At 59.8% G+C, this 19,981-nt stretch carries 19 protein-coding genes; 7 read left to right on the top strand and 12 right to left on the bottom strand.

Annotation, left to right across the window (positions count from 1 at the left end; genetic code table 11):
• Nucleotides 1-55: 55 nt before the first annotated feature.
• Nucleotides 56-334, bottom strand: a complete 279-nt coding sequence (locus QMK55_RS22500; RefSeq protein ID WP_320329983.1) for a hypothetical protein — start codon at nucleotides 332-334, stop codon at nucleotides 56-58.
• A gap of 239 nt (nucleotides 335-573) precedes the next feature.
• On the opposite strand from QMK55_RS22500, the gene QMK55_RS22505 reads away from it, so the two are divergent.
• From QMK55_RS22505 to QMK55_RS22520, 4 genes are all read left to right on the top strand, one after another.
• Nucleotides 574-762, top strand: coding sequence for a hypothetical protein (locus tag QMK55_RS22505; protein WP_025113331.1), 189 nt, complete (start codon nucleotides 574-576; stop codon nucleotides 760-762).
• Nucleotides 763-1,088: 326 nt separating this feature from the next.
• Complete coding sequence (locus QMK55_RS22510) at nucleotides 1,089-1,457, top strand: bacteriocin (protein WP_102358428.1); 369 nt, start codon at nucleotides 1,089-1,091, stop codon at nucleotides 1,455-1,457.
• Between the two features lie 134 nt (nucleotides 1,458-1,591).
• The gene (locus tag QMK55_RS22515) at nucleotides 1,592-2,017 is read left to right on the top strand and encodes a YMGG-like glycine zipper-containing protein (RefSeq protein ID WP_102358429.1); all 426 of its coding nucleotides are present in this window, start codon (nucleotides 1,592-1,594) and stop codon (nucleotides 2,015-2,017) included.
• 122 nt (nucleotides 2,018-2,139) lie between these two features.
• On the top strand, nucleotides 2,140-2,307 hold the full coding sequence (locus tag QMK55_RS22520) for a hypothetical protein (RefSeq protein ID WP_007914082.1): 168 nt from the start codon (nucleotides 2,140-2,142) through the stop codon (nucleotides 2,305-2,307).
• 254 nt (nucleotides 2,308-2,561) lie between these two features.
• Here QMK55_RS22520 and QMK55_RS22525 read toward each other — a convergent pair whose 3' ends face one another.
• From QMK55_RS22525 to QMK55_RS22535, 3 genes are all read right to left on the bottom strand, one after another.
• A complete protein-coding gene (locus tag QMK55_RS22525; protein WP_320329984.1) occupies nucleotides 2,562-2,723 on the bottom strand; it encodes a hypothetical protein in 162 nt (53 codons plus the stop codon).
• Between the two features lie 120 nt (nucleotides 2,724-2,843).
• The gene (locus QMK55_RS22530) at nucleotides 2,844-3,149 is read right to left on the bottom strand and encodes a contact-dependent growth inhibition system immunity protein (protein WP_320329985.1); all 306 of its coding nucleotides are present in this window, start codon (nucleotides 3,147-3,149) and stop codon (nucleotides 2,844-2,846) included.
• Nucleotides 3,146-7,936, bottom strand: coding sequence for an RHS repeat protein (locus tag QMK55_RS22535; RefSeq protein ID WP_320329986.1), 4,791 nt, complete (start codon nucleotides 7,934-7,936; stop codon nucleotides 3,146-3,148). The genes QMK55_RS22530 and QMK55_RS22535 overlap by 4 nt, the downstream gene beginning before the upstream one ends.
• Before the next feature lie 249 nt (nucleotides 7,937-8,185).
• On the opposite strand from QMK55_RS22535, the gene QMK55_RS22540 reads away from it, so the two are divergent.
• Nucleotides 8,186-8,881 carry an HAD-IA family hydrolase gene (locus QMK55_RS22540; protein ID WP_320329987.1) on the top strand — a complete coding sequence of 232 codons (696 nt, stop codon included), beginning with the start codon at nucleotides 8,186-8,188 and terminating at the stop codon, nucleotides 8,879-8,881.
• Nucleotides 8,882-8,960: 79 nt separating this feature from the next.
• Here QMK55_RS22540 and QMK55_RS22545 read toward each other — a convergent pair whose 3' ends face one another.
• Complete coding sequence (locus QMK55_RS22545) at nucleotides 8,961-9,707, bottom strand: 3-oxoacyl-ACP reductase family protein (protein WP_320329988.1); 747 nt, start codon at nucleotides 9,705-9,707, stop codon at nucleotides 8,961-8,963.
• 126 nt (nucleotides 9,708-9,833) lie between these two features.
• Between QMK55_RS22545 and QMK55_RS22550 the strand changes: the two genes are divergently transcribed.
• Nucleotides 9,834-10,760, top strand: coding sequence for a LysR family transcriptional regulator (locus QMK55_RS22550; protein WP_102357847.1), 927 nt, complete (start codon nucleotides 9,834-9,836; stop codon nucleotides 10,758-10,760).
• A 34-nt stretch (nucleotides 10,761-10,794) separates the two neighbouring features.
• Here the strand turns inward: QMK55_RS22550 and QMK55_RS22555 are convergent, their stop codons facing one another.
• The 3 genes from QMK55_RS22555 to QMK55_RS22565 all read right to left on the bottom strand — a co-directional run bounded on the left by QMK55_RS22555 (nucleotide 10,795) and on the right by QMK55_RS22565 (nucleotide 14,432).
• The gene (locus QMK55_RS22555; protein WP_102357846.1) at nucleotides 10,795-11,523 is read right to left on the bottom strand and encodes an aspartate/glutamate racemase family protein; all 729 of its coding nucleotides are present in this window, start codon (nucleotides 11,521-11,523) and stop codon (nucleotides 10,795-10,797) included.
• Nucleotides 11,524-11,577: 54 nt separating this feature from the next.
• Nucleotides 11,578-13,116, bottom strand: coding sequence for an NCS1 family nucleobase:cation symporter-1 (locus tag QMK55_RS22560; protein ID WP_102357844.1), 1,539 nt, complete (start codon nucleotides 13,114-13,116; stop codon nucleotides 11,578-11,580).
• Between the two features lie 581 nt (nucleotides 13,117-13,697).
• Nucleotides 13,698-14,432, bottom strand: coding sequence for a phosphoadenylyl-sulfate reductase (locus QMK55_RS22565; RefSeq protein WP_075949106.1), 735 nt, complete (start codon nucleotides 14,430-14,432; stop codon nucleotides 13,698-13,700).
• A 162-nt stretch (nucleotides 14,433-14,594) separates the two neighbouring features.
• Between QMK55_RS22565 and thrH the strand changes: the two genes are divergently transcribed.
• Nucleotides 14,595-15,212, top strand: a complete 618-nt coding sequence (gene thrH / locus QMK55_RS22570) for a bifunctional phosphoserine phosphatase/homoserine phosphotransferase ThrH (RefSeq protein ID WP_102357843.1) — start codon at nucleotides 14,595-14,597, stop codon at nucleotides 15,210-15,212.
• Between the two features lie 100 nt (nucleotides 15,213-15,312).
• Here the strand turns inward: thrH and pabB are convergent, their stop codons facing one another.
• The 4 genes from pabB to QMK55_RS22590 all read right to left on the bottom strand — a co-directional run bounded on the left by pabB (nucleotide 15,313) and on the right by QMK55_RS22590 (nucleotide 19,935).
• Nucleotides 15,313-16,656, bottom strand: coding sequence for an aminodeoxychorismate synthase component I (pabB, locus tag QMK55_RS22575; RefSeq protein ID WP_320329989.1), 1,344 nt, complete (start codon nucleotides 16,654-16,656; stop codon nucleotides 15,313-15,315).
• Nucleotides 16,657-16,871: 215 nt separating this feature from the next.
• A complete protein-coding gene (locus QMK55_RS22580) occupies nucleotides 16,872-17,858 on the bottom strand; it encodes an alpha-L-glutamate ligase-like protein (protein ID WP_102357840.1) in 987 nt (328 codons plus the stop codon).
• The gene (locus QMK55_RS22585) at nucleotides 17,858-19,393 is read right to left on the bottom strand and encodes an inactive transglutaminase family protein (RefSeq protein ID WP_102357838.1); all 1,536 of its coding nucleotides are present in this window, start codon (nucleotides 19,391-19,393) and stop codon (nucleotides 17,858-17,860) included. Before QMK55_RS22585 ends, QMK55_RS22580 begins: the two co-directional genes overlap by 1 nt.
• 5 nt (nucleotides 19,394-19,398) lie before the next feature.
• A complete protein-coding gene (locus QMK55_RS22590) occupies nucleotides 19,399-19,935 on the bottom strand; it encodes an ATP-dependent zinc protease (RefSeq protein WP_102357837.1) in 537 nt (178 codons plus the stop codon).
• Between the last annotated feature and the right edge of the window lie 46 nt (nucleotides 19,936-19,981).

A 19,981-nucleotide genomic window follows, 5' to 3' on the forward strand; every position in this document is an offset into this window, starting at 1 on the left:
AGTCGCCGTGTTCACGCGAGCCCATTCAGACGATGAATGGGCTTTTTGCTTTCGGTCAGCCCTGTGGCTTGAGGATGACAAGCCCGTGGGCGTCATAGGTCAGGGGCGTATCGATTGCGACCAGAGGCGGGGTTCCGGTGGCGGGTGTCGGATCGGCCGGCTGACTCGGGTGGTAGATAACGCCGGGGGTCAGAACCGGTTTGTCCGGGTAGGTGATGGTGATGTCACCTGAAGCAAGCTTTTCCTTGAGTTTCTCACCGGCGGCTTTGCCGGCAGCGATCTGTTCGTCCGTGAGTTTTACGACAGGCATATCCGGGAATCCGTTGATTTTCATGTTCTCTCCTTGAGATTCATTTGTATGAAAAAGGGCAACGGCCTGTGGCCGGGAATCTTTAGCGTTGTGAGATCAACGGTTAGTGCGGGTGTTGAATCGGTGTAGGCCATTCGTCGGGCATCGGTCGAACTGAACCGCAAGTCCAGTAATGACCGACTAGTCTCAAAAGCCTTGGAGGTCGATATTTTTTCAGGCAAAAGGGCTTTGCCGGTATCGATCCATTTGAAAGGGGCGAAGGTATGACTGATCCGTATATCGAAGACGATGGCGCTGAATTTTCATTCAACAACTGCGTCCGTTGCGGCCAGACGGAGTATCAGGCGGGCTTTGGCGAGGATCCGGTTCAGACCGGCAAGATCAAGTCCACCGCGCCCAAGGGGCCAAAAGCCAAGTTTCTGCCGAAGGTCTCGACTCGGTCGAGAAAGTAATCAGCGACCTCACAACCCCGTCTATGAACGGGGTTTTTTATGCCTGAAGTTTATGAAGGGAAATCTCCTACAAGCGGTAGGGCAGATCTGGATTTCTTTCACAAACTTTTCACGTCCACGGACGTAGGGTGAAGCCATCCGTTAGAAAGCAAGTCTCCAGCCCGTCTCCCCAGCGGGCTTTTTTTTGCCTGCGATAAAACCTTTTGCAAAATCGCTGTCCAATCGGCGCCAAGTGCATGGCGGCAGCTGATTTTGTCTGGACTTTAGCGCGTCGGCAGCATTCAATCTCGGCCCCTTTTGATCTCCCTATTTTTGAGGTTCTTGTCATGCGTTTAACGTTGCCCGCTCTGGTTCTGGGTCTTCTGGTTGCTCAAGGTGCGGTGGCTGGCGAAGGCACTGCTGCACTTGGCGGCGGTCTGGGTGGTGCGCTGGGTAATGTGGTCGGCCAGAAAATGGGCGGCAGCACCGGCGCAGCGATTGGTGCCGGTGTTGCAGGTGCGGCTGGTAGTGCCATGACCGCTGGCAAGGGCAACCGTACCAAAGCGGCCATCGGTGGCGGCGTTGGCGCGGCCGGTGGTTCGGTAATCGGCAACAGCCTGGGTGGCAAGAATGGCGCAACCATTGGCGCCGGTCTTGGTGGTGCTGCCGGTGGTGCAGTGGGCACCAGCCTGTCCAAAGGTCACAAGCGTCACTGATAGCGAGCGCTTGTCAGAGAAAGCCCGGCTCAATGCCTGGCTTTTTCATGGCTGAACGTTTTGCCGAAAAATGTCTCCAATTTGACATAGGCCCTGTGGGCATACCGTCCCGATTCGGGAACTGTGAGGTTCAAATGCGTTTGTCATTGTCTGCACTGTTTTTCGGGTTACTGGTCGCTCAAGGCGCGATGGCCGCCGGAGATGGTAGCGCCGCTGTGGGTGGCGGGCTGGGCGGCGTGCTCGGTAATGTGGTCGGTGGTCAGCTCGGTGGCAGCACCGGTGCGGCGGTCGGCGCGGGCGTCGGCGGCGCGGCGGGCAGCGCCGTCGGGGCGAATAAACACAACCGCACGGAAGCCGCCATTGGTGGTGGCCTCGGCGCAGCCGGTGGCTCGGTTGTCGGTAACAGCCTGGGCGGCTCCACCGGTTCAGCCATCGGTGCTGGATTGGGCGGCGCGGCCGGTGGTGCGGTGGGCAATAACCTGGGTGGCGACGGCGGAAGTGGACATTCCGGTGGTGGTCACAAGCACAACAAGTACAAACATAAAAACCGCCATCATTGATTGAAGATCGAAAAAAACCCGGCCCTGGTGCCGGGTTTTTCGTTTCTGGCGGTCGGACGCTGGAACGATTGGCAGCAGAGGTTTTCGAACGCTATACAACCCACGAGACGTAGAGGTTTGCCATGACTCCCGAAACTGAAGGCAAGGAAGAAAAAGGCTCGAGTGGTCTGCCGTTTATCAATGATCCGGGGAATGAGGATCCGGGGTCGCTGATGGATGATGCGACGGTGCCGTTGAATGATTCAGATGAGGCAGATATGGAGTATGAGGAGGATGAAGATGAGCAGTGATTGCTTGTTCTTCTGATCGAACGTAGTTGTGGTGCTTTCGAGTCTTCAGGGCCTGGGTTTTATCAGGCCCTTTGCGAGGTGCGAGATGGGCGGTGAGCAGAAGGACCACGATGTCTGTGATACACCTGAGTACTTTCGTTGCCTTCGACCCTCTGCACAGTACTCAGATATTGCTTTTTTAAGTCTGCTGGATAGTTAAAAGTACATGCTTCAGCCATGTAGGTCCGTCATGCCACTCATGCCAATAACAATAACTACACCCCCATCTCCGTTAATGAAAAATATCGAATCTGTTCTTTTGTGAGATCAATCGCTAATAAATCTTCAGCTTCCTTTGTTATATCCAGAGTTACGCAGGCTTCAGAGTCCACTATGAACGATTTGACGATGTCATCAGCGACATCGAATTCACTCATCCAATCCTCATGAAAATAAGCACCGAGGAGCTGAAACAGCTGTGGAAATTATTCATTTGTCATTTGCAAGCGTCGATTTCAATTTCAGGTTTTCGTAGAGTTTAAATATTAGCTATTAATCTATTTCTCTAACCCTCCATGCAGAGTCGCTTGCACGTGCATTAACCATGCTCGGCCTGACTCCCACTCATTCCAGTAGCAGTAGTAGCAACTGAGTTCTTTCAATAAATACTCCCTCAGAACAAGCTCTTCCTTATTCTGCTTAAGTAAAGCGCGTAATTCTTTATTTATCGAAAGCAATGTCTCCGCATCCGAAGCTTGCAAGAAATTAGCTATAACTTGATCGGGAGTATCATGCTCTACCGTCCAGTCTTGGTGGAAATAAGATCCGAAAAAATCTTGGGTTTCTGGGAATTCGTAATTCATAGTTCTGGAAATCCGGTTAATAAATAATATCCCAAAGGCAATGTTGGGTCTTTTTTTAGTACTAAAAGAATCCTCGACGCCGTTTGTGAATGGGAAGAGCCATTTAGCATACTTACTCCCACCGGTTGATTGAAATGATGGGTGATAGTGGTTTTGCTTTTACTGCTTGTTAAAAGTCCTCTCACTTTTTGCACGTTCAAACTTAATGCTTCCGATACCGCAGCCTCAGCTGCTGCACGATCTGAAAATGTAGACGCTGCTGGAATATTGGGTTCTGCTTTTAGTCTTTGGGCCAACTGCGAGTCAGTTCTTCCAATATGTTTGACGATCAGGTGGCCGCCTTGAGCTTCATGCGTGGCCAATCCCCCCCCAGGAACGATCTCACTATATGGCCCATCAGCCTGTATTGCTCCTGGACACGGCGTGCAAGCCAACCCCAACGGATCCACCCACCCCGTCGGATTCGGCACATACCGATACTGATTCAACCCACCCGCCAACTTGATGGGATCCGGCGTCAGATACCGCCCCAGCCTCGGGTCGTAATGCCGATGCCGGTTGTAATGCAGCCCGCTCTCCGCATCGAAATACTGCCCCTGAAAACGCAGTGGCTGATCCAGATAGTCCTCACCCGCCAGGGTGATCGCCGAGACTTTGCCGTAGGCGTCGTATTGCGCTGACCAGACGATTTCGCCGCTGTAGTCGGTGAGTTCCTGCGGGGTGCCGAGGTGGTCGAGTTGGTAGTAGAACGGGCAGGCTTTTTTCGGGCCTTTGCCGTCGAGCAGCGCCAGTGGGCGGAAGGTGCCGGGTTCGTAGACGTAGCTGCGGTGGTGTGTCGGGCTGCTTTCGGCGACGAGGTGGTCGCCTTGCCAGAAGAACTCGGTGCTCTGGCCGTCGACGGTCTTGCGGATGCGGCGGCCGAAGGCGTCGTACTGGTAGGACGCGGTGTTGCCGTCGGGGCGGGTCAGGCCGATCAGGCGGTGCTGGCAGTCGTAGCGGTATTCGGTGACGAGTTGCTGATCACGGCCACGGCGTTCGCGGATCAGGTTGCCGAAGGCGTCGTAGTCGTAGTGACGGTCGCCCTGCATCAGCAGACGGTTGCCGTGGATGTTCGTCGGGCCGGGACGGTCCTGCATCAGCAGGTTGCCGGCCGGGTCGTGGGCGAAGGATTCCGGCAGTTCGTCGCGCGAGTGGCGTACACGGATCAGTTGGTCGAGGGCGTCGTAGGCGTAGGTGCGCTGGCCGTGGCGGGTGTCGGCAATGTGCTCCAGATTGCCGTTGGCGCTGTAGGCATAATCGCGGCGATACAGCGAGTCGTGCTGATGGCCTACAGCGTGGGCGAGTAAACGGCCCTGGTCGTCGTAGGCGTAGTCGCTGCGCAGCAGGCCTTGCTGGCGTTGTTGTTCGCGACCGGACTGATAGACGTGGCTGGTCAGGCGTGCGCCGTTGAGGTCGATGGCCGTCAGCGCGCCACCCTTGGCGTAGTGGTAGTCGAGCTTGCTGTTGTCCGGTAGGCGCTGGTGTTTGAGCTGCCCGCAGGCGTCATACGCATAACGCAAGGTGCCCCAGCCCTGATGCTCGGTGATCAGCCGGTCCTGGCGGTCGTATTCAAAGGCCAGTGGGTGTTGCTGGCCGTCATCGACCCCGGTTAACCGGCCCAGGCGGTCGTAGGTGTAAGCCACCTGAACCCCGTCCGGCAGGGTCTTGAGCAGCAGACGCCCGGCCGTATCGCGCGCGTAAGCGGTGACCAGCGTCGAGCCGTCATCACCGAATTCGGTCTTTTCCAGCAGATGCCCGTTGCGGTCATAGGCATACGCGGTGCGCCGCCCGTCGAAGCCGGTTTCCTGTCGGATCAGTCCGGTCGGTGTGTAGTCCAGTCGGTACTTTTCGCCGGATTCGTTCTCGATTTCCGTCAGCAGCAGTTGCGCATGGTCGTAGCGGTACTGCACCCGCGTGCCGTCGGGGTTGATTCGGCGCGAGACCAGATGCAGGTCGTCGTCATATTCGTAGCGGGTGATGCGCCCGAGTTCGTCGCGTTCGGCAGTGAGCTGGCCGTAAGCACCGTAGCTGTAGGCGCGGGTGGCGCCGGTAGGCACCGTGGTCTGCACCCGTCGGCCCACCGCGTCCCACTGCTGGCGCGTAATCGCGCCGTGTTCGTCGCAAGACGTCGTCCGCCGCCCCAGCGCATCGTAGGAAAAACGCCGCACGCCGCCGTCGGGCAGGGTTTCCTCAATCAGTTGGCCGAGGTCATTCCACGCCAACTGATGCCGACTGCTGTCCGGGTAACGGATCGACAGCAACTGCCCGCGCGTGTCGTAGTAGTAATAGGTGACCAGGCCGTCGGGATCGACCGCTTCGGTGACATCCCCTTCAGCGTTGCGCCGCCAGGTCCACACTGCCTCGCCGCGGGAACGGCGGTGCAGGAAACCGTTGCGGTACTCGTAGGACGTCGGCTCGTCTTGCGGCGGAAGCAGCGCCACCAAGCGTCCGACTTCGTCGTAGCGGTACTCGGTGACCGCGCCCAGCGGATCCTGCTCGGCGATCAAGCGACCCGCCGCGTCATAGACCTTGAGGTGCTCACCACCATCGGCCTCGACCTTGCGCACCAGCCGTGCACGGTCGTCGTGGACGTAGGTCTCTTCGCTGCCATCGACGTAATGCACGGCGACGCTGCCGTCATCCGCCCAGACGTAACGCGTGTCCATCTGCGAAAACGACGCCCAGTGCCGCACACAGCGCGCGGCTTTGCCAGAGCGCTCCCACTCCCAGAAGAAACTCGCGCCGCCGGTCAGTTGCCGCTGCAGGATGACGTGGGCGTCGTCGTAGTCGTAACGCTCGCTGTCACCGACAGCGTTGGTCGCCTCCAGCAGGCGCTGACGGGCGTCGTAGCGGTAGCTGGCGAGGGTCTGTTCGGTGTGCCAGCCAGTCCCGTCAGAAACGAAGGACTGATAGTCGACGGCAATCAGATGCGCCCGCTCATAACGCAACAGCAGCGACCGCCCCGCGCCATTGTCGAGGCGAACCACCCGCTCCTGATGATCACGAGAAACCCGCAGGCGATTGCCATACGCATCACTGATCGCCGTCAGCCGCCCGGCGCGAAAGTGATAAAACCGCGCCACGTCCCCGGCCAGCGCAACAATCAGTTCCTCCGGCTCATCCCCCAGAAAAATCGCCGCCCGCGACAGGCTGTTGTGAATCGCCGGCCGCTCGACACTGGGCAACGGAAATCGCGTGCGGCGGTTTTCGTGATCGACCCAGACCACCGCATCGCCATCGAACGCCAACCGATGCGCCAACGAGTGGCTCCAGCCAAAGCCCAGCCCGACATCAATCTCGACGGCACTGGTGCGATACAGCCGGGTGAACTCGAATGGCAACACCCCATCGAGCGAACCATCGCTCAGGGTCAGCAGCTCTTCGCCGGTGACCATCGACACCGGGCAGCCGTTGGTGCAGGTAAACGGCACACAATCGGCGCTGTCGCCGTTGGGGTTTTTCGCTTGACTCGAAGCGTCGTCGCGAGGCTCGTGCCGCTCCATCCGGGTTGTGTTTCGCGACTTGTCTCGCGCCATGGGCGCGGGGTTCGGTACGGTCAACACCACCGAGTCAGCCTGACGAATGTTCAGCGGGATCGCCGGCGTCGGCTTGATCGGCACGTCGCGCGCATTGATCATCAACGGCTTCAACGTGGCCGCGTGTTGGTTCAGATCGGCAGTGGAGGGCAGTTCGGCCAGGCGCAGCGCCGACGCTGCCAGCCATTGCCGCGCCCGTGGCGATTTGATCTTGCTCAGCACTTTGCTGCTCAATTTCAGCGGTACGCCAACGCCGCCAGAGATCCGCATCAACAGAAAGCTGATCAACAACTCGACCCGGACTTCGGCCACCACTTGCGCCAGATACTGCGGCGGCAGCATCTTCAGCCAACTGGTAAACGCTGCCAGATGGATAAACAGCAACGGCTCGTCACTGAGGATCAGCAGGCCACTGGCGATGGCTTCACTGGAGGCGTTGAGCAGCGCCTCCAGTTCGACCTCGGTCAGGTACTGCAGCAGTTTTTCACTGTTGGCCTGCAGGTCGGCGAGCAGGGCGAACAGCTGTTTAACGTCGTCCCAGATGTCGTGCAGGGCCTTCTCGAACCCGCGCCAGTCAGCCTGTTGCAACTGGCGGTAACGATCGCCGAAACCGGCGCTGGAAAACTCCATCCACAGCGGCTGAAAACCGGCCCACTCGTCGCGAAGCCAACCCTCCAGCCCGTCCAGAATCCCTTCGTAAGAGGCGTACAGCGCTTGGATTTGGTCGGTGGAAACATCAGGAAAGAAGGTGATGCGATAACGCTGGCCCCGGTCGCAGTCGCTGACTTCCAGAATGCCGCTCGGGCCGATGGTATGGCGCAGCGGGGCACCGAAGCTCAAGACCCCGTCGACGTCGCTGATCACCGGTTCGAGCATCACCGGGGTATTGCCGATCGGTACGAAGCGCGCCGCCTCGAACAGATGCACCAAGGTCAACGGGCCGCTCGCCGGGCACATGACCACCGACGTCTGGATGGGCTGGCGGGATTTGACGGAGGCGCTGAGGTGCAGGTCGTTGCCGACCTTGAACACCTGCTCGACATCCAGCGCCGTCCCCGTCCAGAACTGCTCGGCCCAGGCCTCGTAGTGGTTCAGGCTCAGGCGGAACTCGCGGATCAGCGTTTCGAAGTCCGGGTGTTCCGGGTGCAGGGCGGCAACCACCAGCAGGCCGATGCTGTTGTTCAGGGCCAGAAGCCGATCGGTTTGGAGCATTCGCAGGCACTCGCGCACGTGAAGAAAGAGGTGCGCGGACTTTGCGGAGGATCAAACAGGAAAGAAGTCGGGCAAGTAGGTATTGGCTGTAGGACATTTCGCTAAATATCAGCGAGTCATTCAACGGCCCGCCAACATTGCCCGTTGCTGAATGTCCGTTGGCCTCGCTATGCTGCTGAACCCATTAATCAGATCCGAGCAGCGGCGCCGACTGTACCGCCTGGGATGTTTTTGATAACGGATCCGATGATGAATGCACCGATGAAGGCGTTTGGCCCGATCAAGGCCGTGATTTTCGACATGGACGGTTTGTTGCTGGACACCGAAGGCATTTACACCGAGGTCACGTCGCTCATTGCCGAGCGTTACGGGCGGACCTTTGATTGGAGCGTTAAACAGAACATCATCGGTCGTGGCGCCAATGACCTGGCGAACTATGTGGTGCAGGCGCTGGATCTGCCGATCAGCGCCGAAGAGTTCCTGGTGATCCGTGAGCCGCTGATGCGTGAGCGCTTCCCCAAGGCGCAGGCGATGCCGGGCGCGGAGGAGCTGATTCGCCACCTCAAGGCGCACAACATTCCGATCGCCGTGGGCACCAGTTCATCGCGGCAGTCGTTCGGCCAGAAAACCACGTTGCACCGCGACTGGTTTGCCCTGTTCGATTTCATCGTCACGGCGGACGATCCGGAAGTCGGCGCAGCCAAACCGGCGCCGGACATCTTCCTCACCGCCGCCCGGCGTCTGGGCGTCGCGCCTGAAGATTGTCTGGTGTTCGAGGATTCGCCATTTGGCGTCACCGCAGCGAAAGCGGCGGGGATGACCGCCATCGCGATTCCCGACGCGGCCATGGCCGATGAAAAATACGCTCACGCCGACGGGATTCTGCGCACGCTCAAAGCGTTCACCCCGAGTGCCTGCGGTTTGCCGGCGCTGGACTGGACTTGACTGCACAATAAGCCCCCCAAAAAAACGCCGCCCTCTGAATAGAGGCGCGGCGTTTCTTTGTACCCGGGATTCAGCGCAATCAGGCGCCAAAACCACCGTCGATGGTCAGGCTGGCACCGGTGATGTAACCGGCCTCAGGGCCTACCAGATAGGCGACGAAACTGGCGATTTCATCGGCAGTGCCGTAACGACCGACGGCCATCATCGGGATCAGGCTTTCGGCAAAATCACCATGGGCCGGGTTCATGTCGGTGTCGACCGGGCCGGGCTGCACGTTGTTGATGGTGATGCCGCGCGGGCCGAGATCGCGGGCCAGGCCTTTGGTCAGGCCGACCAGCGCCGATTTGCTCATCGCATACACGCCGCCACCGCCGAAGGGCATGCGATCGGCATTGGTGCTGCCGATGTTGACGATGCGCGAGCCTTCGCCCATGTGCTTGGCGGCTTCCTGAGAAGCAATGAACACGCTGCGCACGTTGATCGCCAGGGTCTGGTCGAAGTCTTCCAGTTTGAAATCTTCCAGTGGCGCGATGGCCAGTACGCCGGCGTTGTTTACCAGGATATCCAGGCGTCCAAAGGCTTCGACGGTGGCGCTGACCGCGTTGCGGATGGCCGTGGCATCGGCGCTGTCAGCCTTGATCGCAAGGGCTTTGCCACCCTTGGCGGTGATGCCGTTCTGCAGTTCTTCGGCCTTGGCGGTGGAGCTGACGTAGGTGAACGCGACAGCGGCGCCTTCGGCTGCCAGACGTTTGACGATGGCGGCGCCGATGCCGCGGGAACCGCCTTGAATCAGAGCAACTTTACCGCTGAGGTGTTGAGTGGTCATGTTCGATCTCCAGAGAATTCAAGGCGGGGTGCCTTGTTGTTGGAGCCGAGTATCGGCCTCGCATCGACAACCGTGTAGACCATGATTGCTATAGTCTGTGTAAACCAGAAGTTTATAGTGGCGATCATGGAAACCTTCAGTAGCATCGAATGCTTTGTGCGCAGCGCCGAAGTCGGCAGTTTCGCCGAGGCCGCCCGGCGCTTGAGCCTGACTCCGGCAGCTGTCGGCAAGAGTGTGGCGAAGCTCGAGGTGCGCCTCGGTGTAAGGCTGTTCCAGCGTAGTACACGCAGCCTGACCCTGACCGAGGCCGGTCAGTTGTTCTTGAGTCAGGTCAGCGCCAGCCTGACGACTATCCAGAATGCCGTGGCCAATCTGGCCAGTGTCGAAGGGCTTCCGGCGGGGTCGCTGAAAGTCAGCATGGGCACGGCTTTTGGCTGCCTGCATATCGTGCCGATGCTCGGCGAGTTTCTACGGCGATATCCCGCAATCAGCCCGGATTGGCACTTCGATAACCGCCAGGTCGATCTGATCGGGCAGGGGTTCGACGCGGCCATCGGCGGCGGTTTCGAGTTACCCCAAGGTGTCGTCGCACGCAGGCTGAGTCCGGCGCATCGGGTGTTGGTGGCGTCCACGGATTATCTGCAGGCCAATCCGGCCATTACTGAACCGGACGAACTCAAGTATTACGACGGTATTCTGATCCGCTCGCCGCAAACCGGGCGCGTGCGTTCCTGGCAGTTGACCGGCCGTGATCCACAGATCTGTCGCCCATTGACGCTCAAGGCGCGCATGACCATGAGCGACTCCGAAGCCGCTTGTATCGCGGCGTGCCAAGGCCTGGGCATTGCCCTGGTGAGCATGCCGTTTGCCTCAGGGTATCTGGAGTCGGGTCGGCTGCAGCGGGTGCTCCCGGACTGGTACATCGACGACGGCTACACCTCGATCTACTACGCCGAGCACAAGTTGCTGCCGGGCAAGACCCGGGCGTTTGTCGATTTTGTGATTGAGCAGTTTGCCGAGCGCGGGTTGGCGCAGCGGTTCAGTGCTGTCTGAGTTCGGCTTTTAACCGCGTTGCGGCCATCGCGGTCTACCGGGCAAACCGCTGCGCCCAGCCAATGATCTGTTTCGGCCGTGGCGTCGCATAAGTCCGCACCTTGGACGTCGACAACCGCAATCGCACCAGCGATTCGGCGATGGTCACCGCCGCCGTCACGCCATCCACCACCGGTACCCCGGTGCGGCGACGAATCTGCTCATCCAGCCCGGCCATGCCGCCGCAACCGAGACAAATCACTTCGGCCTTGTCCTGGGTCACCGCCAGTTCCGCCTGCTGCACGATGGCTTCCAGCGCCCGTTGCGGCTCGTGTTCCAGCTCTAGCACCGCCAGACCGCTGGCCCGCACCGAGGCGCAGCGATCCCACAGACCCGAGAGTTTCAAGCGGTCCTCGATCAGCGGCACGGTGCGGTCCAGCGTGGTCACCACCGAATAGGCGTGGCCGAGAAACATCGCGGTGCTGGCGGCGGCGTCGGTGATGTCCACCACCGGCACGTTGAGCAGCTCCTGCAAGCCTTCGCGGCCGTGCTCGCCGTAGCCGGCCTGAATCACCGCGTCGAACGGTTGATCGTAAGACATCACCCGGTCCATCACGGCGATGGCCGCCAGGTAACTTTCGAAATTGCCTTCTACCGAGTCGGCGCCGAAGAACGGCGTCAGGCCGACGATTTCCGTACCGGGGGCTGCGACCGCCTGCGCCGAACGGGCGATGGCCTGGGTGATGGATTCGGTGGTGTTGACGTTGACCACGAGAATTCGCATGAGAAGTCCTTATTGCGGGCAGTTCAGCGACCCGAAGCCCGGGCCGCGAGGAAGTTAATGGCTGACGTTGTCGACGGCGATGGATTCGCCACTGACGTCGGCGTAGTGCGGCTGACGCTTGGCGATGATCAGGTAGAGCAGCGCGGCAATGCCGGCGCCCACCAGCCAGGAGAACGGCGAGATGCTGTGGAAGCCCGGCACCAACGCCAGGACGATGGCGATCAAAGCAGCAGGAATAAACGCTGCCACGGCGCGGAAATTCACCCCACGGCTGTAGTAATAAGCGCCGTTGGGATCTTCGCTGTAGAGCTGCGGGACGTGGATCCGGCCTTTGCGGATCAGCCAGTAGTCGACCATGATCACCCCGTACAACGGGCCGAGCAGGGCGCCCAGGCCAGACAGGAAGTACACGATCACCAGCGGGCTGTTGTAGAGGTTCCACGGCAGGATCAGTACGGCGATGGTCGCGCTGATCAGCCCGGCGCGACGGAAGGTCAGGTACTTCGGCGCCAGGTTGCTGAGCACGAACGCCGGGGCGACGAAGTTGGCCATGATGTTCACCGCCACGGTGACGATCAGGAACGCCAGGCAACCGAGCACCAGGAAGAAGGTGTTGGGGATCGAGGCGATGATTTCGGTCGGGCTTTCGATGATCCGCCCGTTGATCTGAAATTGCGCGCCGCAGAGCAGGACGGTGATGGTAGCGAACACCAGAATGTTCACCGGCAAGCCCCAGAAATTGCCGATCTTGATGGTCTTGCGGCATGGCGAAGAGCGGGCGAAGTCGCAGAAATTCAGAATCAACGTGCCGTAGATCGCCAGCCACAGAGCGCCGCCGGCAAAGATATTGCGCCACATTTCGCCACCGGTCAGCGGTTCGCGGATCGACCAGGCGATGGTCGCATTGGCCTGGGTGTACATCCACGCGGCGAGGGCGGCGACGGTCAGCAGAATCACTGGCCCGGCAAAGGCTTCGTAACGGCGGACCGTCTCCATGCCGTAGGCGAGAATCGCCAGTTGCACGAACCAGATCGCCACGAAACACACCCAGCCCAGCGTTGACAGGCCGAGGATCGAATTGTGGTCGTACTCGGCGAAGCCGGGGTGAATCGCCGTCAACAGCACGCGAAACACCACTGACGCCAGGTACGTCTGAATCCCGAACCAGGCGATGGCGATCACCGCGCGGATTAATGCCGGAATCTGCGCGCCGTGAATGCCGAAACTGATCCGGCTGATGACCGGGAACGGCACCCCGGTTTTCTGTCCCATGTAGCCGGACAGGTTCATGAAGAAGTACACCAACGCCGCGCCGATCCCCAGCGACAGCAGAATCTGCCAGCCCCCCAGGCCCAACGCATACAGACCGATGGCGAACGAGTAGTTGGCGATGTTGTGCACATCGTTGGTCCACAGGGCAAAAATACTGTATTTGCCCCAGCGCCGACCTTCGGCGCGGGTCGGTGCCAGATCGCTGTTGTGCAGGCGGGGACTGAGTTGTAGCGGTTCGGCCAGGCCATCGTCGGGCAATGGCTGGTCGAGGGCAGAGGCGGGCAGATTCAGCGCGATGGTGTTGGAGAGACTTGTACGCATTCCGGCAGGCTCCTGATGTGCGGGGCCGCGATGACTGTGCATGAGCCCAGGGCTCGACAAATCTTCGTCGCGGCCAGCAAACATCACTGGTTACGGGGCATCTGCAGCCTGTACGGGATAGGGCGCTTCAGGCTTGCGGATCGAAAGTGTGGGTTTATGTTTTGCAATTTTGTATACAAAACATGTATGCACTAAAGCCAGATCTGTGCCAGTTGAATATCCATGCGCAGTCGCCCTCATTTCGAAAAGTTATCGATGGGCGCTAACTGCTTGAAAGTAAGTGGCTATAAATTGACCGATTGAACAGGTATTTATTTTTTGCGGGGGATTTTGGGGAGGGGTGAAACGGAGGGGCGTTCAGAAGGGATGTAACTTTTCAGGGCGCGAAAACAAAAAAGTGCACACATAAATGGCACCGATGGTGACATTCGTGTGTACACATTTTTTCATGGCACCACAAAGCAAATGTGGGAGCGGGCTTGCTCGCGAATGCGGTCTGTCAGTCACTGGATTTGTTGACTGAAACGACGCTTTCGCGAGCAAGCCCGCTCCCACAGGGGGGACATCATTGGGGCGGAGATTTACGCCTTGCTGATGATATTCCCCGCATGCAGTCCGCACTCTTTCTGCGTCGCTTCTTCCCACCACCAGCGGCCTTCGCGCTCGTGCTGGTTCGGCAGGACCGGACGGGTGCAGGGTTCGCAGCCGATGCTGATGAAGCCGCGTTCATGCAGGCTGTTGTACGGCAGTTCGAGCATGCGGATGTAGCCCCAGATCTCTTCGCTGGTCATCTGCGCCAGCGGGTTGAACTTGTACAGGGTGCGTTCCGGGGTGGAGAACGCGGTGTCGATTTCCATCACCGCCACGGCGCTGCGGGTGCCCGGGCTCTGGTCGCGGCGCTGGCCGGTGGCCCAGGCTTTGACGCCGGACAGTTTGCGGCGCAGCGGCTCGATCTTGCGGATGCCGCAGCATTCGCCATGGCCGTCCTTGTAGAAGCTGAACAGGCCTTTTTCCTTCACGAACGGTTCCAGCTTCGTGTAGTCCGGCGACACCAGTTCGATATCGATCTTGTAGTGCTCGCGCACCTGATCGATGAAACGATAGGTCTCCGGGTGCAGCCGGCCGGTGTCGAGGCTGAACACCTTGACGTTCTTGTTCAGCTTCCAGGCCATGTCCACCAGCACCACATCCTCGGCGCCACTGAAAGATATCCACAGCTCATCACCGAACTCGGCAAACGCGAGTTTCAGGATGTCCTGGGCGGATTTGTTGGCATAGGTCGTGGCGAGTTCCACGACATCGAACGTTGGGCTCATCAGGGCGGCTTCCTACAGGTCGGTGGCGCTGGGCGCTCAATATGGCGGCGATGTTAACAAAAAGCGGCGGGTTACGGGGTGCCCGCTGCATTGCGCAGTGGCGGGTGAGTCGCTAGAGTTCGGGCTGGCTGGACCCAATAATCAATACCAATGGAGTGTCTTGTGGAAATTGCTTGCCTGGATCTTGAAGGGGTACTGGTACCGGAAATCTGGATCGCCTTTGCCGAAAAAACCGGAATCGAATCCCTCAAGGCCACCACCCGGGACATTCCCGATTACGACGTGCTGATGAAGCAGCGCCTGCGCATCCTCGACGAGCACGGGCTGAAGCTCTCGGATATTCAGGAAGTGATTGCCACCCTAAAGCCGCTGGACGGTGCAGTGGAGTTCGTCGACTGGCTGCGTGAGCGCTTCCAGGTGGTGATTCTCTCGGACACTTTCTACGAGTTCTCTCAGCCGCTGATGCGGCAACTGGGCTTCCCGACTTTGCTTTGCCATCGTCTGATCACTGACGACAGTGGCCGGGTGACCAGCTATCAATTGCGCCAGAAAGATCCCAAGCGTCAGTCGGTGCTGTCGTTCAAGAGCCTGTACTACCGGGTGATTGCGGCGGGGGATTCGTATAACGACACGAGCATGTTGGGCGAGGCGGATGCAGGGATTCTGTTCCATGCGCCGGACAATGTGATTCGCGAGTTCCCGCAGTTCCCGGCGGTGCATACGTTTGCCGAGTTGAAGCAGGAATTTCTCAAGGCCTCGAACCGGGATTTGAGTCTTTAGTCGTCTGGTCTGACGCCTTCGCGAGCAAGCCCGCTCCCACCCTGGAATGCATTCCAAATGTGGGAGCGGGCTTGCTCCGGGCGGCGTTCCGACGAAGCTTTTAAAGGTTTTGCAGGGTGTCGAGTAGAACCTTCACTTTAGTAATCGACTCCTGATACTCCGCCTGCCAGTCCGAATCAGCCACGATCCCGCCACCGCCCCAGCAACACACCTGCCCGTCCTTGACCAGCAGACTGCGAATGGTGATGGAGCTGTCCATCTCGCCGCGCACGTCCAGGTACAGCAACGAGCCGCAATACAAACCGCGTCGCGTTGGCTCCAGTTCGTCGATGATCTGCATCGCACGAATCTTCGGTGCGCCGGTGATCGAGCCGCCAGGGAAGCTGCCGGCGATCAGGTCGAGGGCATCGCGGTCATCCGCCAGTTCACCGGTCACGCTGCTGACCAGGTGATGCACGTTGGGATAAGTTTCCAGACTGAACAACTCCGGCACCCGCACCGAGCCGATGCGGCAGGTGCGGCCGAGGTCGTTGCGCAGCAGATCGACGATCATCAGGTTTTCTGCGCGATCCTTGGGGCTGGCCAGCAGTTCGACGGCGTTGGCGGCGTCTTCGGCGGGCGTCAGGCCGCGGGGGCGGGTGCCCTTGATCGGGCGGGTTTCCACCTGGCGCTGGCTGACTTTGACGAAACGCTCCGGTGACAGACTCAACACCGCGCCACCGTCGGGCAGGCTCTGGAAGCCGGAAAACGGTGTCGGGCAGGCCTCGCGCAACGCGCAATAAGCCAGCCACGGATCGCCCTGACACGGTGCGCGGAAACGCTGGGCGAAGTTGACCTGATAGCAGTCGCCGGCCTGGATGTATTGATGAATGCGTTCCAGCGCCTGGCGATAGTCATCGGCTGAAAGGTCGGCGGTCATCGGCGTGTTCAGCTTGAACGGCGTCAGCGTTGCTGAGGTCGGTTGGCTGAACAGCGCGATCAGCCGTTGTCGCTCGCTGTCGGCCAGCGACGGGTGAAACACCAATTGGCTGGTGGCGGTCTGATGATCGCTGATCAGCGCCCAGTCGTAGAGGCCGAACCGTGCGTCGGGCAGTTGCAGATCATCCCGGGCCTGGCTCGGCAGGTTTTCCAGATGTCGGCCAAAGTCGTAGCTCAGATAGCCGATCAGACCGCCGGCGAAGGGCAGGTCATATGCTGCAGGCAACTGCGCTTCGCCCAGACGGGTCAGGTTATTGCGCAGGCGTTGCAGGAAAACGCTGCCGCTTTCCTCAGGCAACACCGCCAGCTGTTCCAGTGGCCAGGCACTGAGCAGGTCGTAACGGCCACGGTCGGCACTCGGCCGGCCGCTGTCGAGCAGCACGGCGCCGGGCGCATGGCGGATGGCCGCGAAGTAGTCGGCGGGGTTGGCGTGGTAGGGCAGCGGGTGTACGGAACAGGTCAACATGGGCGGGGCAGATCGGCCATTGAGGCGGGGTGGGGATTGTAGTCCTCTGCGGGAATTGCTCCTAGAGGGGATGTCGGCGATTGGCAGGTTAGGGGCAGGGTTGAGTCTTGTGGTGGCGGGAAGTCGGTTATCGCGAGCAGGCTCACTCCTACGGGGGAACGCATTCCACATTGTAGGAGTGAGCCTGCTCGCGAAGGGCGCGACGCGGTTCCGGATCAGCCCTCGACGGCAGGAATATGCCCAAACATTTCCTGGGTAAACGCCACCCGTTCCTCAACCGACTCCGTCACCCCACGCGCCTTCAGCTCCTCCAGATGCGCTTCGACCGCGTGCGTACGCTGGGTCAGCCCGCAATCGTTGGCAATCTGGATATTCAGCCCCGGCCGCGCATTCAGCTCGAGAATCAGCGGGCCTTTCTCCTGGTCCAGCACCATGTCCACACCGATGTAACCCAGCCCGCACAGCTCATAGCAGCCGGCGGCGAGTTTCATGAAACCGTCCCAGTAGGGCAGTTGCACGCCATCCACCGCGTTGGTGGTGTCGGGGTGTTTGTTGATGATGTTGTTCAGCCAGGTGCCGCGCAGGGTCAGGCCGGTGGCCAGGTCGACACCGACGCCGATGGCGCCCTGGTGCAGGTTGGCCTTGCCGCCGGACTGGCGGGTCGGCAGGCGCAGCATGGCCATCACCGGGTAACCCATCAGCACGATGATGCGGATGTCCGGCACGCCTTCGTAGCTGATGCTCTTGAAGATCTGGTCCGGAGTCACCCGGTATTCGATCAGTGCGCGGTCGCGGTGACCGCCCAGCGAATACAGACCGGTGAGGATACTGGAGATGTGGTGCTCCAGCTCCTCGTGGGCAAGGATCTTGCCCGACACCGTGCGATAGCGGCCCTCGAAGCGGTCGGCGATGACGATGATGCCGTCACCGCCGGCGCCCTGGGCCGGTTTGATCACGAAGTCGTTGCGCCCGCCGATGATTTCGTCGAGCTTGTCGATTTCCTTCTCGGTGGAAATCACGCCATACAGCTCCGGCACGTGAATGCCGGCCTCGATGGCGCGTTCCTTGGTGATGATCTTGTCATCGACGATCGGGTACAGGCTGCGCTTGTTGTACTTGAGCACGTAGTCGGCGTTACGCCGATTGATGCCCATGATGCCCTGCGCCTCCAGGGCCTTCCAGGTCTTCCAGAAACCGAACATCAGGCGTCAGCCTTCTTCAGGAAAGCCTTGAAGCGCACCAGTTCGGTCAGGCGGTAGCCGCGATAACGCCCCATCGCCAGCATGAAACCCACCAGAATCAGCAGGATCGCCGGGAAGGTGAACACGAAGTAAACCAACTCCGGCACGGTCATGATCAGGTGCGCCAGGGAAGCGGCGAACAGCGTGCCGATCGCCACTTTCAGCGCATGGCTGGCGCCGCGTTCTTCCCAGGTGATCGACAGGCGTTCGATGGTCATGGTCAGAATCACCATCGGGAACAGCGCCACCGACAAGCCGCGCTCCAGGCCGAGCTTGTGACTGAACAGGCTGATGGCCGCAATCAGCACCACCACGAAGGTCAGCACCACCGACAGGCGCGGCAGCATCTGCAGTTTCAGGTGTTCCAGATACGAGCGTAATGAAAGGCCCAGCGCGGTGATCACGGTAAACAGCAGGATGCCGAAGCCCAGCTGCGTTTCGCGGAAGGCCAGGGCGATCAGTACCGGGGTGAACGTGCCGAGGGTCTGCAGGCCGATCAGGTTGCGCAGGATCAGGATCACCAGCACGCCGATCGGGATCATCACCATGATCATGAACGTCTGTTGGGTCTGCAGTGGCAGGCCGTACAGCGAGTATTCGAGGAAGTTGGCGTCGGTGTTTTCGTCGGTCAGCTTGGCCAGACGAATCGCGTTCATCTCGCTGTTGTTCAGGCTGAAGGTCACGTTGGCTTTCTTCGCGCCGTCGACGGTGATCAGGTTTTCATCACCGGTCCACCACAGCAGGCGGTCGGTCGGCAGGCCTTGTTCGCCGGTTTCCGGGTTGAAGTACAGCCAGTCGTTGCCATTGAAGCTGCGCAGCCACAGTTCCGGGGTTTGCGGCTGATCGGCGACGAGGCGGATGGTGTGAACCTTTTCCACCGGTACGTGGGCGATCGACAGCAGCAGTTCGACGATCTTCGCCTTGTGCGGCGTCGACGGGTCGCCGGCCAGCAGCAGTTTGACGTTGTCATCGTTGGCGTTGTTGACGCGTTTGATCGCTTCGCCGATGAAAGTCTCGACGTCGGCCGAGTGCTGACGGATCGGTGCGAGCAGGGCTTCGGCGGCGATTTTTTCCGGGCCTTCGATGGCGATGCTGTCGCGGAAAGTCGGGCCTTTGATCTTGGTTTTTTCCGCGGTGTAACGCTTGGTCAGCACCAGGCGGTAATAAAGGGTCTGGTTGCCCTTGGCCCGGCGTGCCGACCAGGTGACCTTGCGGTTGCCGTCGACACGGTTGACCGCCACCCCGTAGTTATTGGAGATGAAGCTCTCATTGAGGCTGACGTAATCGCGGCTCAGGGGCGGCACGAACATCTGGATCTTCACCGGATCCTTGGTGCTGGCGACGAACTCGACCTTGGCGTCGATATTCCACAGGTCGTCGGTGGCGTCTTCGGTCACCGGGATGCCGAGCACGAAAATCTGATAGGCCGTAACCGAAACGCCCAGGAGCACCAGAATGGTGATCAGGATTTTCAGGTGGAGGGTTAGAGAACGCATGGAAATTACTCGGCGGTATGAGCGGCGATGGTGCAGGCGGGTTTGCCAGCAGCGTATTTAAGACTGGGGTCGACCAGCGCGTCGAAGCGTTTCAAGGCTTCGGAGCCGATCAAAAGCGGATATTGGAACGCACTTCGGTCGGTCAGGTTCACTTCGATGCTGCGCAGCGCCGAACCCATGCAGATGTCCAGCTCGATCACCGGACGCGCGGTGTACTTCTTGCCTTCTTCCGGGTCGTAGTCACCGGCGCGGCGCTTGATCTTGCTGACCCGTGCCAGCGGCCGTTCGATCGGGTGCGAGTGCGCGGCGTCGATTGCCAGATAGAAGCGCACCCACGATTCGCCGTTACGTTTGAAGCGTTTGATGTCACGGGCGCTCAGCGAAGCGGTTTTGGCGCCGGTGTCGAGTTTGGCCGCGACTTGCAGATTGATGCCATCAAGCGATGCATATTCGTTGAGGCCATACACGGTTTTTTCCCCCGCGGCAGCCAGGCCGGGCAGGCAAAACAGAGCAAAAAATGTGGGGAAGGGCTTGAGTCTCATAAATCCTGGTGCGCAGCGTTCCGTTCTCGGTTCAGGTTCCTGGCAA

The sequence above is a fragment of the Pseudomonas sp. P8_229 genome, from assembly GCF_034008635.1.
In the GTDB taxonomy this organism is placed as follows: Bacteria; Pseudomonadota; Gammaproteobacteria; order Pseudomonadales; family Pseudomonadaceae; genus Aquipseudomonas.

Coding starts and splice junctions, on each gene's coding strand:
- QMK55_RS22535 (WP_320329986.1), bottom strand. CDS start 7,936: ATGCTCCAAACCGATCGGCTTCTGGCCCTGAACAACAGCATCGGCCTG.
- QMK55_RS22555 (WP_102357846.1), bottom strand. CDS start 11,523: ATGCGAATTCTCGTGGTCAACGTCAACACCACCGAATCCATCACCCAG.
- QMK55_RS22505 (WP_025113331.1), top strand. CDS start 574: ATGACTGATCCGTATATCGAAGACGATGGCGCTGAATTTTCATTCAAC.
- QMK55_RS22520 (WP_007914082.1), top strand. CDS start 2,140: ATGACTCCCGAAACTGAAGGCAAGGAAGAAAAAGGCTCGAGTGGTCTG.
- QMK55_RS22550 (WP_102357847.1), top strand. CDS start 9,834: ATGGAAACCTTCAGTAGCATCGAATGCTTTGTGCGCAGCGCCGAAGTC.
- pabB (WP_320329989.1), bottom strand. CDS start 16,656: ATGTTGACCTGTTCCGTACACCCGCTGCCCTACCACGCCAACCCCGCC.
- QMK55_RS22525 (WP_320329984.1), bottom strand. CDS start 2,723: ATGAGTGAATTCGATGTCGCTGATGACATCGTCAAATCGTTCATAGTG.
- QMK55_RS22540 (WP_320329987.1), top strand. CDS start 8,186: ATGAATGCACCGATGAAGGCGTTTGGCCCGATCAAGGCCGTGATTTTC.
- QMK55_RS22500 (WP_320329983.1), bottom strand. CDS start 334: ATGAAAATCAACGGATTCCCGGATATGCCTGTCGTAAAACTCACGGAC.
- QMK55_RS22585 (WP_102357838.1), bottom strand. CDS start 19,393: ATGCGTTCTCTAACCCTCCACCTGAAAATCCTGATCACCATTCTGGTG.
- QMK55_RS22590 (WP_102357837.1), bottom strand. CDS start 19,935: ATGAGACTCAAGCCCTTCCCCACATTTTTTGCTCTGTTTTGCCTGCCC.
- QMK55_RS22545 (WP_320329988.1), bottom strand. CDS start 9,707: ATGACCACTCAACACCTCAGCGGTAAAGTTGCTCTGATTCAAGGCGGT.
- QMK55_RS22530 (WP_320329985.1), bottom strand. CDS start 3,149: ATGAATTACGAATTCCCAGAAACCCAAGATTTTTTCGGATCTTATTTC.
- QMK55_RS22515 (WP_102358429.1), top strand. CDS start 1,592: ATGCGTTTGTCATTGTCTGCACTGTTTTTCGGGTTACTGGTCGCTCAA.
- QMK55_RS22560 (WP_102357844.1), bottom strand. CDS start 13,116: ATGCGTACAAGTCTCTCCAACACCATCGCGCTGAATCTGCCCGCCTCT.
- QMK55_RS22565 (WP_075949106.1), bottom strand. CDS start 14,432: ATGAGCCCAACGTTCGATGTCGTGGAACTCGCCACGACCTATGCCAAC.
- QMK55_RS22510 (WP_102358428.1), top strand. CDS start 1,089: ATGCGTTTAACGTTGCCCGCTCTGGTTCTGGGTCTTCTGGTTGCTCAA.
- QMK55_RS22580 (WP_102357840.1), bottom strand. CDS start 17,858: ATGTTCGGTTTCTGGAAGACCTGGAAGGCCCTGGAGGCGCAGGGCATC.